Here is a 15,059-nt window from a genome sequence, read left to right as displayed (position 1 = left end):
AAACCGTAACCTAAGCGAAGGAATTCTGCCGGAGTCTGTTTATCAATTTTCAACCGAAAGGAATAAGAACAATGAGGATTCTGCACACCTCGGACTGGCACCTGGGCCATAGTCTTCGCGGCTTTGACCGCCATTACGAACATCAATGCTTTCTGGACTGGCTGCTCGCGCAAATTCGCGAACGGGACATCGATGCGTTATTGGTGACCGGTGATATTTTCGACAACGCCAATCCGTCGTCGGCGTCCCAAAAGCAGTTGTACCGCTTTCTGCAGGCCGCGCGCGAGGCGACGCCGTATCTGCGCGTGGTGCTGATCGCCGGCAATCATGATTCGCCCGGCCGGCTGGAGGCGCCTTCGCCGCTGCTGGAGGTGTTCGAAACCCGGGTCGTCGGGCAGACGCGGCGGAATTCGGACGGAGACATCGATCTGGACTCATTGATCGTGCCGCTGCGCGATCGGAACGGCGTGCTGCGGGCCTGGTGCCTGGCGGTGCCGTTTCTGCGTCCGGGCGATGTGCCGCGCATCGAGACGGAGGGCGATGCCTACCTGGCCGGCGTCGAGGCGTTGTACCGGCAAGCTCTGGAACGGGTCTTATCGCAACGGCAGGCGGGCGAAGCCATTCTGGCGCTGGGCCATTGCCATCTGGACGGCAGTACCGTTTCGGAGGAGTCCGAGCGCCGGATCGTGGTCGGCGGCCTGGAAGCTTTATCGGCGGGGATTTTCGATAGCTCCATCGCTTACGCAGCGCTGGGCCATCTGCATTTGCCGCAGACGGCCGGCGGCCGGGAGTGGGTACGCTATAGCGGCAGTCCGATCCCGATGTCGTTTGCCGAAATCGATTATCCGCATCAAATTCTCTGCATCGAACTCGACGGCGAGCGGCTCGGCGCGGTAACGCCCGTACACGTACCCCGGCCGGTGGAACTGCGGCGTATTCCTGCCCGGCCGGTGCCCTTGCCGGAGGTTCTGGATGCGCTGGCGGCGTTGCCGTTTCCGGAGCCGGCCTTGCCGGAGGAATTATGGCCTTACGTGGAAGTGCGGGTGCGTTTCGACGCGCCGGAGCCGGGGGCGCGGGCGGCTGTCGAGGCGGCTTTGCACGGCAAGCCGGTACGGCTGGCCGGCATCGATGTCAGTTACCGGCGCGGAAGCCTTGAGCCGGGCAGCGAAGCCGAGCCGACATGGAGCGACCTGACTCGGTTGCATCCGGAAGAGGTGCTGCGCAGGCACTATCGGAACCAGTACGGCGAGGCGCTGCCCGACGGGTTGCTGCGTCTTTTTCAGGAACTGCTGATCGAAGCGGAGGACGCGCTGTGAAAATCCTCGCGATACGCGGTAAAAACCTGGCTTCTTTGGGCGGAGAGTTCGACATCGATTTTCAACGCCAGCCTCTGGCTTCCGCCGGGTTGTTTGCGATCAGCGGGCCGACCGGCGCGGGCAAGAGCACGCTGCTGGATGCGCTCTGCCTCGCCCTGTACGACAAAACCCCGCGCCTGCAGCAGGCCGGCGGCAAGGGGGTGCAGCTTCGCGATGTCGGCGCCGAAACCCTGCCTCCCCACGACGCGCGCAATCTATTGCGCCGGGGCTGCGCCGAAGGGTATGCGGAAGTGGATTTCGTCGGCAGCGACGGGCAGCATTACCGCAGCCGCTGGAGCGTGCGGCGGGCGCGCAATCGAGTCGACGGCAAGCTGCAGGCCGCCGAGATGGAACTGATGTGTCTTGCAGACCTGCAGCGGCTGGGCGGCAAAAAAACCGAAGTGCTGGAAGAAATCGTCGACCGGCTCGGCCTGAGCTTCGACCAGTTCACGCGCGCGGTGCTGCTGGCGCAAAACGAATTCAGCGTGTTCCTGAAGGCGCCGGACGACGAGCGCGCCAGTCTGCTCGAAACCTTGACCGGCACCGGCGAGTACAGCCGGATTTCGATCCGCGCGTTCGACCACGCCAAACTGGAAAACGCCAAGCTGGAAGCGCTGAAGGCTCAACTGTCGCTCCAACAGCCGCTGGAAACCGAACAACGTCAGGCGTTGGAAACGCAGAAACAGGCTTTGACGGAAAGCGTTGCCGAGCAGACTCGGCGGAAAACCGGGATCGAGACCCATCTGCGCTGGCGCCAGCGCTATCGGGAGCTGCAAAAAGCGGAGCAGGGCGCGGAACGGTCGGTGCGGGAGGCGCAAGCCGAACATGCCCAGGCGCAGGCCCGCCGCGACCAGCTAGCGTTGATCGAAGCCTTGCAGGAAGCCCGGCCCTTGCTGGCGGAATGCGACCGTCTGGACGACGCCAGCCGTCAGCAGCAACAGCGGGTTGAAGCGGCCGCCGCGGCGCTGGCGGCGGCCGAAGCGCGCGCGCGTGCGGCTCAGGAGGCGCTGCTCAAGGCTCGGCAACAGTTGGAGGAGGCCGAACGGCGCCGCATGGAAACCGAAGCGGACCTCGTGCAGGCCCGCGCGCTGGATGCCGAAATGAACATCCTGGTTCCTCAGCATACCGAACGAAAGCAAGGGCTGGCGCAAGCGCGCGAAAATCTGTTGTCGTTGAGTAGCGAGCTGAACGCCAGGCGGAGGCAGCAGAAAGAATCCGAACAACGCCTGGCCGAATGCGCGGCCTGGCTGGAAACGCATGCCGGTTTAACCGGCTTGAGCAGGGAATGGCCGCGATGGGACACGCTGTTCAAACAAGCCGGGACTGTTGCAAGTCAACTGGAAAGCTCAGTTTCTTCGTTGGCGGAGGCCGAGAAGCATCTCGCCCGAGTTCAGGCGGAAGCGGTTACTGCGCAGGCGCAGGCGGCCGCGTTGCAAGACGGCGTGACCGAGGCGGAGCGACACTATCAGTCGGCGCTGGCGGCGGCAGGGCCGTTCAACGCCGAAGCCTTGGCCCAGGCCCACGAACGGCATCGCTTCCGGCTGGAACAATTGCGGCAGGCCGAGGCCCTGAGGCTGAAGCGGATGGAAACGGCAGAAACGAACGACGAGCAAAGCCAAAAACAACGGCAACTGGCCGGGCAGCGGCAACAGCTTCATCAGGCGCTGCGGGCTTTACGCGAAAAACTGCCGGCGCTGCGCGCGGCGCATGCGCAGGCCGTCAAGATGTGGGATCTGGCAAAGCTGGCTTGCAGTAAAAACGTGGAAGCGTTGCGCGCCGGTTTACAGGCCGATGGCGAGTGTCCGGTCTGCGGTTCCAAAGATCATCCATTTGCCGGGGAAGCGCATCCGTTTCTAAACGAACTGGCAGTGCTGGAGGACGAAGTGACCGTCTGCGGGGAGCGCTGCAGACAGGCCGAACAGCAGGAAAGCCGTTTGGCCCTGGAGATCGAGCAGATCGACAAACAAAGCGCCGACGTGCAGGCAGCCTTGGCGGCGTTGCGGATACAGATCGAAGCGCTGCAAAGTCTTTGGGAAGCGCAGGCTCTGGGCGGCGACTGGCCGCTGCGGGACGCGGAGCGGGCGGCTCTCTGGTTGAGCGAAGAGATTCAACGGGAAGAAGCGGCGCTTGGCGGGGTGGCCGACAGGATGAAAACGATGGGGGAGGCGTTTACGAATCGCGACAAGGCGCGTCAGGCGCTTGACGTTCTCGCGCAGCGGCAGCAGGCAGCGCAAAAGCAGCTCGATCAGGCTCTTTCGTCTGTTCGCGATGCGGAGAGCGCGCAGAACCATGCCGCCGAAAAACGGCAGACCTGCTCTCTCCAATTACAGCAACTGTTGGAGGAATTGGACGCGGCGTTCGGCCATGCGGCCTGGCGGCAGGATTGGCAGGACGACCGGGAGAGCTTTCATCGCCAAAGCCGGCAACAGGTCCAGGCATGGCAGGATCGTCAGGAGCAGTGCGACCGATTGGGCCAAGACCTCGCCGTATTGCAAACCGCTTTGAGCGGATTGCAGCGCCATGTCGAACAGGCGGAAACGCGGGCGGCCGAAGCGGAAGCCGCTTTCGCCGCGATTGACGGCGAGTTGACCGATAAACGAAACCGGCGCAAGACTTTGTTGAACGGGCGCGCGGCAGACGAAGTGGAGACCGCGCTGGCGCAGACATTGTCTGCCGCCAAAACCGGTCTGCAAACGGCGACTGCCGCCGCGCATCAGGCAAGTACCGAGGCAGCGGCCGCGGACGAAAAAATGAATCAAACCCGGAGCCTGTTGAATACGTTGTCGACCGAAGCGCAGGCTGCCGGGTTGAAACTAACGGAATGGCTGCACGCTTTCGCGCAAGCAAGGCCACAATCGCCGCTGTCGGTCGAGCAATTACGCCGGCATTTACAGCGCGACACGCTCTGGCTGAACGGGGAGCGCCAGGACTTGCAGCGTCTCGACCAGCGCCTGGCCGAAGCGCAGACGGTACTGAGCGAGCGGCGCCTTCAAGCCGAACGGCATCTGCAAAACCGCCCTTCGTTAGACAGTATGGAAAACCTGCAATCGCTGCTTGACGATCTGCAGGCGAAGCTGGCCGGTTTGAACCGGCAACTGGGCGAAATCGAATTGCAGCTGCGCGCCGACGATATGCGTGTGCAAGCCTGCGCCGGGCTGCAGGCCCTGATCGCTGAGCAAGCCGCGGTTAGCGACACGTGGAGCAAACTGAACAGCTTGATCGGTTCGGCGGACGGTAAAAAATTCCGCAATATCGCGCAGCAGCTGACCTTGGACATTTTGTTGGGCTACGCGAATCGGCATCTGAAAGACCTCAGCCGGCGCTACCGTCTCGAACGCGTGGCCGATACGCTTGCGCTGCAAGTGGTGGATCGGGACATGGGCGACGATATTCGTTCCGTGCATTCGCTGTCGGGTGGCGAATCGTTCCTGTTGTCGCTGGCTTTGGCGCTGGGGCTGGCCTCGCTGTCCTCGAACCGGGTCTGTGTCGAATCGCTGTTCATCGACGAAGGCTTCGGCAGTCTGGATGCCGATACCCTCCGGATTGCGATGGATGCGCTGGACAGCCTGCAGTCGTTGGGACGAAAAGTCGGCGTGATCTCGCATGTGCAGGAAATGACCGAGCGGATCGGCGCCCGGATCGAAGTGACCCGCGTGAGCAGCGGCTTGAGCAAGGTGGTTGTCCTTTAACATCGGCGTGATACATTGTTCCGCCTTGAAGTCGATAATAGCTTTCCCTCATCGTTTCCACGCGGAGTTCTTGTTATACGCATTGGATAGTCTGATCCGATAAATGGACCGGCAGGAGTCCGGAGCTGGCCTTGGATGACTTTCAAGTACGATATTCAAAAGCTTGCTTTTCAAAGCTTGCTTTGAACTCCACCGCTCCGCCGTTCTATCCAAATCCTTAGCCCGCGCTCGGCATCCCTGCCGAGCATCCGGCCTGCGTCGTTCCGGCCGGATTTAGCGATGAGCGGCCATATTCTCGGTGAAACCTGCCGTTGTCCTGCATGCGCGGTGAAGCGGTGAATATCCGCCGCTGATTTGCGAACGTCAACATTCAGGTTTCAAGCCGGGCGTCGAGGGTGATCGTCGCGTTCAATACCCTGGAGACGGGACAGCCGGCCTTGGCGGTCTCGGCGGCGTTTTGAAACGCCGGTTCATCGGCGCCGGGCGCTTTCGCCCGCACGTCCAGATGCACGGCGGTGATGGCAAATCCTTCCGCGGCCTTTTCCAGCGCAACGGTCGCGCTGGTGTCGATCCGTTCGGCGTATATGCCGTTCTTTTCCAATTCGGCGGAAAGGGCCATCGAGAAACAACCGGCATGGGCGGCGGCAATCAATTCTTCCGGATTGGTGCCTTTGCCTTCTTCAAAACGGGCATTGAAGGAATAAGGTGTGCCGGACAGGATGCCGCTGCCTGTTGTCAGGGTGCCTTGCCCGTTTTTAAGGCCGCCTTGCCAGGCGGCAGATGCTTTACGTTTCATCGTTCTCCCTCCTCTTAAATATACATAAGGACGCGCGTCTGTTTTTAAAACGATCCGATTCATTTAAATAATGGATGAATGGAAGTTATCCGAGTTCAAACGAGTTAAGCGAGAAAGGGGAAATCTTGCCTTCATCAGAATTCAGCGACAAAGCCGCCAAGCCCCATTGGACCCAAAGGATGAAGGGCATGGCGCGATTGCCCAGCGGTATTTTCTCGTTTCGATCGGCATCTTTTTATCTTGCATTGCGGAATTAAACATCGGATTTTTTATCACATCATTATTTCTTTACGCACTTCAAGGCATGATGACGCTTTCGGATGAATTCCAGCCGATCCAAAACTCAATCGATTATCCTTTACTTCGACGCGCAACCTGATTTTTTGCGCTATGCAGTGGCCGTGCTGGCTGTCGCTATCGGCGCTATCGCGACCCGCTTTATTCCGGCGATCGGCGAACGGGCCGCATTTCTGTTGTTTTTCTTTACGATTGCCCAAACCGCTTTCTGGTTGGGGCTGAATCCCGGCCTTTTCGCGATGCTCTTATCCTGGATCGCGGTGAATGCCCTGGTTCTGTTTCCTGCCCACATAAGCGTCCATGATCTATGGATTTTAAACGCCGGCTTCTGCTTTGCGTCCGCCGGCATGATTGTCACGACGGGCTTTCATCGGCGAGCAACGGCGGCATTATGGGAAAGCCGGCAAGATCTGGACTTCGCCCAGAAAGTTGGGCAGATCGGCAGCTGGCGATTGAATGTGCAGCGTAACGAATTGCGCTGGTCCGGCGAGAACTACCGTATTTTCGGCATGCCCAACGGCACGCCGCAGACCTATGAGACGTTTCTCTCCATCGTGCATCCGGACGATCGGGAATACGTCGATCATATGTGGCAAGCCGGTCTGCGCGGCGCGCCCTACGATATCGAACACCGCCTGATTGTGGGAGGCGAGGTGAAATGGGTGCGCGAAAAAGCTGTGCTGGAGTTCGGCAAGAAAGGAAAACCGCTCGGCGGATTCGGCATTACCCAGGATATCACCCGCTACAAGCGGAACGAATTGGCGCTCCAGGAAAGCCGGCAGCGCTATGCCGGGATTGTGGAGTCGGCCTTGGACGCGATCGTCACGATCGATGCCAACCAGCGGATTACGCTGTTCAACGCGGCGGCGGAAAAGATGTTCGGTTGCAAGGCGGAAGAGGCTGTCGGGGAATCCATCGAGCGGTTTATTCCCGAACGCTTCCGTGCCGCCCATAACGCGCATGTTCGCGCTTTCGGGAGCTTCGGCCTCACCCACCGTAAAATGGGCGAACCGGCTTCTGTTTGGGGCCTGCGCGCGAACGGCGAAGAATTCCCGGTCGAGGCGACCATTTCCCAGTGCGAGATCAATGGCGGAAAATCGTTTACCGTCATTCTGCGCGACGTTACCGAGCTGAAACGCTTCCAGGACTCGCTGATAAAGATCCAGGCCCAGCTTCGGACTTTTATCGAGCAGGCCCCCCTCAGTATTGCGATGTTCGACCGTGAAATGAATTATCTGGCCACGAGCCGGCGCTGGGTCGAAGAGTTTGGGCGGGGGTACGATGACCTTACGGGGCATAATCACTATGCGGTCAATCCGGATATTTCCGCAGAATGGAAGCAGGTTCACGCCAAGGCACAAGCCGGGGAGTTCTTAAAAAACGACGATGATTTATGGGTTCAGGCGGACGGAAGCCGTCATTGGGTGCGGTGGGTCGCTTATCCCTGGACAAATCAGCATGGAGAGATCGGCGGCATTATCATTGCCTGCGAAGATATCACGGCGTTACGCACGGCCCAGGAGCGGCTCGCCCTTGTTGTCGAAGAGGTGAAAGCGGGTTATTGGGACTGGGATCTGAATACGGACAGCGTCTATCTCTCGCCCGAATGGAAGCGGCAAATCGGTTTTGAAGAGAACGAATTGCTTAACCGGAGGGAAGAATGGGAATGCCGCCTGCATCCCGACGACCGGGCAGGGGTATTGGAGGCAACCGACAACTACATTGCCGGCCTCCTGCCTGTCTTTGAACTGGAGTTCAGGCTGCGCCACAAAGACGGCTTGTACCGCTGGATTCATACGCGGGGGGTATTATTGCGGGATCCCAATAACCGCCCCTTGCGCATGCTGGGAATCAATCTGGACATTACCGACTACAAGCGGCAGAAGGAATTGAGGGAGCGGCGGGACAAGATGGAACAATCGGTCCGGTTATATGCCGTTACCCAGACGGCGGCAGCCATCGCGCATGAACTGCACCAGCCGCTTGCTGCCATCTCGTCCTATTCCGAGGTCGCATTGCACCTGTTGCGGACCGGCGGTTGGAGTCCGGAAAAGCTTTCTCCGATGATGGAAGTTTGCGCCCAGCAAGCACAGCGTGCCGGAGGCGTCATCCGGCAATTAATGACGGTATTGCACGAAGACGATAGCTTGAGCGAGTTGATAGACATCGGCTTTTTGACACGCGAAGCGCTCGATCTGGTCAAGGCGAACGGAACGATGGACGGTTTTGACGTAGAGCTGGAACTCGCCGCGGGCTTGCCGCCGGTTAGGGGCAATAGCCTGCAGATCGAAAAGGTGTTGGTCAATTTACTGTGCAACAGCCTGGCATCCATGCGGGAAAACGGAATGAGCGCGGGAACGGTCACGGTAACCGCGCGCTGCACCGATGAAACACCGGCCATGATTCAGGTGACGGTGGGTGACCAAGATAAATGCGAAACGGACAGCGCCACCCTGAAAAACATGTTCCAGCCTTTCCACAGGGGCAAACCCTACGGTTCGGGCATGGACCTGGCTATCAGCCGCGCCCTGATCGAAGCGCACGGCGGCAACATGTGGGCCGAGCGAAACGCCGACACCGGCCTCTGTATCCACTTTACCTTACCGGCCGCGTCATGAGCATTCCACCCTGTGTATTCATTGTCGATGACGAATATCCGGTACGCCATAGTCTCGGGTTGATGATGGAGACCGCGGGTTATGCTTGCCGGACTTTCGGGAGCGCCGAGGCGTTTCTGGAAAACTATCGCCCCGGCCGGCCCGGCTGTCTGCTGCTCGATGTCAACCTGCCGGGCCTGAACGGCGACGAATTGCAGGCCGAACTCATCCGCCGCAAGATCCGCTTGCCGATTATTTTTCTGACCGCTTACGGCGATATCCCGATGACGGTTCGCGCGATCAAGGCGGGTGCGGTCGATTTTCTGACCAAGCCGGTTTCGAGGGACCTGTTGCTCGAACGGATACGGACGGTGCTGGAGCATGAGGTGCAGGTCAACGAACAGGCCGCGGAACATGCGCAGTCTATGAGCCAACAGTACGGTCTTACTTCGCGCGAAATGGAAATCATGGCTTGGGTTGTAGAGGGGCGTTCCAATAAGGAAATTGCCCGGCAACTCGGCATCAGCTACCGTACCGTCGAAATTCACCGCGCCAGGATATTGAAGAAGACGGGAACCACGAATCCCTTGGAACTGGCCCGCCTGTGCGAAGCCGTCCGTCCTTCTCCTCTGCCCGATTCCTGAGAGTCTGCCGGTCCTGATTTTCCCCTTAGGCGGTGGCTAAAAAATAACCTCCCGGCCTGCCGCCCGATCGTTCCTCAGCCGTAGGGTACGCTGTGCGTACCTTTATCATCCCCCATGGTACGCACTCGGCAACTGCTCCATGTGTTGCTCTCGATCGCGTGTTCCCGACGCGATCCACCTCAGTCGAGCGTATCCTACGGCGGCTTGTGCCCTTATCATCAGGCCCTTCAGACGAGGCGGGAGGGGCGCACTGCGCGACAACGAACCATTTAAGCGGGATATGGTCAATGTCTGTGAGCAACGGCATGAACGGCAGTGCATCCGATTCGGCGGTTGTCAATGAGCATGCTTGAGTTCGGTTAGAAGCGGGGCGTAAAAACGGCACTCGCAATTCCCCCTAAAAGCCTATGAAACGTTTCCGTCATTTGTTTAAACCTATCCCTTGCTTATGACCTCGCCGTCCGAAACCCTCGGGTTTTGATATGAAAATGACATTGCCGAGCCCCCCATCCCCCTTTATTCCTCGGAGCCTGCCTCCGGCAATAAAAGAAAATCCGCTACAGAACGCGCCTGAACTGGGTAATTTCGTCGTTACCGAAAAACTGGGGGAAAGTTTGCAGGCCGTGGTATTCAAGGGCTACCACCAGCACGTTCCCGACCAGCCGCTGATCATCAAACTGTTGAAGCTGCTGTCGAGCTGGGACGACCAGACCCGGCATTTGCGCCAGAAAATCGAACGCTTGAAAGTGCTGCACGATCCGCGCGCTTGTATTCCGCTTGCCCTGGAATCCTACGGCGACCTGCAGTTTATCGTTCAGCCCTGGTTTGCCGGGCTGCCGTTGAACTGCTGGATGAAACGGCAGCACAAACTGGATCTTAACGATTTTTTCACGCTGGCCTGTACTTTGGCCGACACCCTGCAGGCGGTGCACGATGCCGGCATCACCCACGGCGGCGTCAAGCCGCACAATGTTTTGGTGCAGCCGGGGACGCTGAGCCTGAGGCTGACCGATTTCATCACTCCGCTCGACATCCGCGATGTCAGCCATTTCATCTACGACCCGGAGTTTGTCCGCCATACGCTGGCCTACACCTCGCCGGAACAGACCGGCCGAATCAATTACCGGGTCGATTTTTCCACCGATTTGTATTCGCTGGGGATTGTGTTTTACGAGCTGCTGACCGGCCGGCTGCCGTTTTTCTCCACCGATCCCCTGGAGCTGATTCATTCGCATCTGGCCGAGGAAACGCCCAGGGTCAATGAACTCAAACCCGAGCTTCCCCGATCCCTGGCCGATATCATCGCCAAGCTGACCGTCAAGCAGCCGGAAAAGCGCTATCAGAGCACCGCCGGCCTGTTGGCCGACCTGATGCGCTGCAGGAAAGAATTTGCCGGGACGGGCAAAGTATCGGTGTTTACCATCGGCCAGCACGGTCGCAGCCGCCGGGTCGTTTTTATCTCGAAAATGGTGGGGCGGCAGGCCGAAAGCCGGCTGATACGGGAACAATACGATGAAGTGATCCGCGGCAGGTTTCGCTCGGTGTTTATTTCCGGCCTGTCCGGCATCGGCAAAACCCGGCTGATCCAGGAACTGCAGAAACCGCTGGTCAAAAACCGCGGCTATTTCACTTCCGGTAAATTCGACCAATACCAGAAAAACATCCCCTACAGTTCGCTGATTCAAGCCTTGCGCAATCTAATGCGCATCTTTTTGACCGAGAGCGACCTGCAGGTTCGGCAATGGCGGAACAAGATACTCGACGTCGTGGAAAACAATGCCAGCGTTATCATCGATGTGTTGCCGGAGCTGGAATTCATCATCGGCCCCCAGCCGGAAGTGCCGCATCTGCCGCCGGTGGAAGCCCGTCACCGGTTCAATAATCTGTTCGGCCGGTTTCTGGCCTGTCTGGCCAGCGAGGACAACCCGCTGGTGCTGTTTATCGACGACCTGCAATGGTGCGACAGCGCCACCTTCGATTTTCTGCAAAATCTGTTCGACAACCATGAAGACCATCCCTTCCTGTTTTTCATGGGCGCCTACCGGCACAACGAAGTCGACGGCAGCCATCCACTCAGCAAGCTGATGCGCAAGATTCAGGAAAACCGAGGACCGTTTGCCGAAATTCGCCTGGAAGCCTTGACCGACGACGACTGCCACGAAATGGTGGCCTACATCCTCGATTCCACCTTGGAAGCCACGGCCAATCTGGCGGAATTCATCGCCCACCTCACCGAGGGCAATCCGCTGTTCGTCAGCGAGAGTCTGGCTTGGCTGTATAACGAGGGATTGTTGAGCACCGACGCCGAACAACACTGGCACTGGAACATCAAACGGATTCGCGACACGCGGATGCCGACCTCGGTAGTGGAACTGTTCAGCTCCAAGGTGAGCAAGCTGCCGCTCAAAACCCTGCATATCCTCGACCACTGCGCCTGCATGGGCAACCGTTTTAGTGCCGAGGACGTGGCGTTGGTGCTGGATATCCGTATCGAACAGCTGTTCGAGGATTTGAAACCGGTGCTGAATCTGGGCATGCTGCTGGAAAACAAAGCCGATCTGCAGTTCGTTCACGACCGGGTTCAGGAAGCGGTGCTGCGGCAGGTCGACCCCGAGGCCAAGCCCTCCATTCACTGGCGCATCGGCAACCGGCTGCTGCACGCGGTACCGGCAGGCACCGATCTCGAAGACCTCGACAACCTGTTTACCATTGCGGCCCACCTCAATTTGGGCCGTCCGGCGGAGATGGACCGGGAACTGGCCTATCGGCTGGTCGACATCAACTTTCATGCCGGCAACAAGGCGCTGGACGCCCTGGCCGCCGATGCCGCCAACGATTTTTTCCAGAAAGCCCACGATTATTTGCCGGACGACGGCTGGCAGCAGGCGTACGATCTGACGTTCCGCATTTACCAGCGTCTGGCCAAGACCGAACTGATGTGCGGCCATTACGAAAGATCGGAAGTGTTGTTGAATCACCTGATCGAATACGCCGCGAGCGATCTGGACAAAGCCGAAGCCCTGGCGGAACAGACCACTTCGCTGTCCTCGTTCGGCAACTTCAACAAGGCGATCGAGACGGCCAATCGCGGCCTGGCCTACTTCGGCAAGTCGATTCCCGAGCAGCCCGAAACGGCCAGGCAGCGGATGCTGGCCTTGATGGCGGAAATCGAACAACAAGGCGATGTCTGGACGACGATCCTGCACATGCCTTTTACCCAGGACCGTAAAAGCAAGATCGAGCTGGCGTTTTACAGCGAGCTGATTCCCGACCTGTATATGTCCGGCCTGGTGCCGCAGCTGTATCTGTCGGCGGCGCAGTCGACGCTGCACTGCCTGCACGGCGGCATGGACGAGTCGGTGATTTATTCGTTCTCGATCATGGGACTCAACCTCGGCGAGCAGGGCCGGTTCGAACAGGCTTTCCTGTACCAGGATCTGGCCCACGACCTGTGCGCGAAATATCCGAATACCTTCGGCGCCACCCGCGGCATGAACGGCATTGTCTGGTGCAACATGCATTCGCGCAGTCATCCGGCCGAGATCGTCGATTACTGCCACAAGGCGATTCAGTGCGGCAGGAACTGCGGCGATTTGTATAACGCCGGCCTGTCGTACGGGCCGTTGATGTGGAATCTGCAGGCGCAGGGCAAAAATCTGCGTCTGGTCGAGGAAGCCGCCGAGGAATGTCTGCAGTTCTCGCGCAAGAACCAACTGTCGTTCTCGGTCGGCCTGGCCGAAGCGGTGCTGGCCGGCTGGGTGGCGCCGATGAAACCCGATTACCGGCCAATCGATATGACCGAGGCCCTGGCGCGCTGGGAAGCCGATAATTACGTTGCCGCCTCCGGCAGTTATTTTGCGTTGTTGGGGTTTGCTCAGCATTATCTGGGCGATTACGCCGAAGCGGATGCCTCCCTGCGGACGGTGGAACGCTATCTGCACGGTCTGACCGACAATGTGCTGAAGCGCCTCTGGTATGTCTTCCGGATCGTCAATCGCCTGCGCTGGCCGGAGGGTGCAGAGTGGCCGGCGCTTGAGGCGGAAATCGCGCCGCTGTTGGCCGAACTGGAAACCTGGGCCCGTCTGGGCCCTTTGCTGAAGCCTTTTCTGGCCTTTGTCCATGCCGAGATTGCCCGCGCGCAACGGCACCTGCGCGACGCCCGCAATTTGTACCTGGATGCCATTGCGGTCGCCCTGGCGCACAACTACGACCTGCTCGCCGGGCATTTGTACGAGGCGCTCGCCGAGGCCGTGACGCTCGGCAGTCTCGGCGATGCCGAACTGTATTACGGCGCGGCGCAGCGCATGTACCGGAGGTGCCATGCCGGCCGCAAAAGCGCGCTGCTGCAGCAGCGCCATGCTTGTCCCGCCCAGGATGAGGCCGTCCGCCCGGAAAAGGCCGTTGCCCACGAGGCGCCGGCGACGCTGCCGAATCTCGATTTCAATTATCTGATCAAATCGGCGCTGGCCCTGTCGGCGGAAGTGGATCTGAACCGGCTCATGCAGAAAATCATGAGCGTGGTGCTGGAAAGCTCGGGCGCCCAGCACGGCTACCTTCTGATCAAGGATAAGGATGCGCTGTCGGTGGCGGCGGAAAGCCATGCGGGCAGAAAGCATATCATCAACCGCCGGCATCTTGGTCTTGACCATTGCGGCATCGGCCGGGCCATCGTCAATTACGTGCTGCGTACGCGGAAAAGAGTGTTGCTGCACGATGCGATGGCCGAAGGCGAATTTCAGAATGCGCCGGAAGTGCAGGCGCTCAATCTACGCTCGGTGCTGTGCCTGCCGGTCATCAAGCAGAATGAACTGATCGGCCTGCTGTATCTGGAAAACCGTTTGTCGCCGGGGGTATTTACCGCCGAGAGAACCGATATGACCGAACTGTTGACCGCCCAGGCGGCGATTTCGCTGGAAAACGCCCGGCTTCTGGAACAAACCCGGCAGGCCTACACCAAACTGCAGGAAAACCAGGAACACATGCTGCAAATGGAAAAGCTTTCGGCTTTGGGAACGCTGGTCGGCGGCGTGGCGCACGAGATCAACAATCCGCTGATGGGGGTGATGAATTTTGTCGAATTCGCCGCGGACAGAAGCACCGACGAAAAATCGAAGCAAGTTCTCGATCAGGCGCTGCAGCAAATCCACCGCATTAAAAAGATCGTCAGCAATATGCTGGTGTTCGTTCACAACCGGACGGTTCCAAGCGGCAAATGCCGGATGGAAGAAGTGATCAGGCAGAGCCTGTTGCTGCTGGAAGGCGAGTTGAGAAAAAGCGGCATCGAGATTCGGGTCGATGCCCCCGGCGACCTGCCGGCCGTTCATTGCAGCGCCGACAGTCTGCAGCAGATTTTGCTCAATCTGATCCTGAATGCCCGCGACGCACTCGCCGACCACCGGCAGCCGCAAATCAGCATCGGCGTCAGGTCCGTCGAGGAAATGCTGGAATTGAACGTGACCGATAACGGTCCCGGCATTCCGCAGGATATGCAATCGAAAATTTTCGATCCGTTTTTTACCACCAAGCCCCCCGGTAAAGGGACCGGCCTGGGGTTGTCGGTCATTCGCCGTCTGGTTCAGGATGTGGGCGGCAATATACAGGTGGAGAGCCTGCCGGGGCACGGCTGCTGCATGCGCTTGCGCTTCCCCTGTGTTTGAAATAGCGGGATTCCAATCCCTATG

The 15,059-nt window shown here is 59.1% G+C and carries 7 protein-coding genes; 6 read left to right on the top strand and 1 reads right to left on the bottom strand.

The features are described 5' to 3' along the window. Window positions 1-71: 71 nt before the first annotated feature. Both CC94_RS0118340 and CC94_RS0118335 read left to right on the top strand, forming a co-directional pair. A complete protein-coding gene (locus CC94_RS0118340; protein ID WP_031431747.1) occupies window positions 72-1,316 on the top strand; it encodes an exonuclease SbcCD subunit D C-terminal domain-containing protein in 1,245 nt (414 codons plus the stop codon). Then, window positions 1,313-5,044 carry an AAA family ATPase gene (locus CC94_RS0118335; RefSeq protein ID WP_031431746.1) on the top strand — a complete coding sequence of 1,244 codons (3,732 nt, stop codon included), beginning with the start codon at window positions 1,313-1,315 and terminating at the stop codon, window positions 5,042-5,044. The genes CC94_RS0118340 and CC94_RS0118335 overlap by 4 nt, the downstream gene beginning before the upstream one ends. A 370-nt stretch (window positions 5,045-5,414) precedes the next feature. Here the strand turns inward: CC94_RS0118335 and CC94_RS0118330 are convergent, their stop codons facing one another. After that, window positions 5,415-5,840, bottom strand: a complete 426-nt coding sequence (locus CC94_RS0118330; protein WP_031431745.1) for an OsmC family protein — start codon at window positions 5,838-5,840, stop codon at window positions 5,415-5,417. A 70-nt stretch (window positions 5,841-5,910) separates the two neighbouring features. Here CC94_RS0118330 and CC94_RS24155 point away from each other — a divergent pair, with 70 nt between their 5' ends. The 4 genes from CC94_RS24155 to CC94_RS0118315 all read left to right on the top strand — a co-directional run bounded on the left by CC94_RS24155 (window position 5,911) and on the right by CC94_RS0118315 (window position 15,035). Further along, the gene (locus tag CC94_RS24155; protein ID WP_169740974.1) at window positions 5,911-6,219 is read left to right on the top strand and encodes a hypothetical protein; all 309 of its coding nucleotides are present in this window, start codon (window positions 5,911-5,913) and stop codon (window positions 6,217-6,219) included. A gap of 4 nt (window positions 6,220-6,223) precedes the next feature. Further along, window positions 6,224-8,755: a PAS domain S-box protein gene (locus CC94_RS0118325; protein ID WP_215731689.1), complete on the top strand. Its 2,532-nt coding sequence runs from the start codon at window positions 6,224-6,226 to the stop codon at window positions 8,753-8,755. Next, on the top strand, window positions 8,752-9,378 hold the full coding sequence (locus CC94_RS0118320) for a response regulator transcription factor (RefSeq protein ID WP_031431743.1): 627 nt from the start codon (window positions 8,752-8,754) through the stop codon (window positions 9,376-9,378). Before CC94_RS0118325 ends, CC94_RS0118320 begins: the two co-directional genes overlap by 4 nt. Window positions 9,379-9,860: 482 nt before the next feature. Next, the gene (locus tag CC94_RS0118315) at window positions 9,861-15,035 is read left to right on the top strand and encodes a trifunctional serine/threonine-protein kinase/ATP-binding protein/sensor histidine kinase (protein WP_051911538.1); all 5,175 of its coding nucleotides are present in this window, start codon (window positions 9,861-9,863) and stop codon (window positions 15,033-15,035) included. The last annotated feature ends 24 nt before the right edge of the window (window positions 15,036-15,059 follow it).

This window comes from Methylomicrobium agile (assembly GCF_000733855.1).
GTDB lineage: Bacteria > Pseudomonadota > Gammaproteobacteria > Methylococcales > Methylomonadaceae > Methylomicrobium > Methylomicrobium agile.
This window is presented reverse-complemented; position numbering and strand designations above follow the sequence as displayed.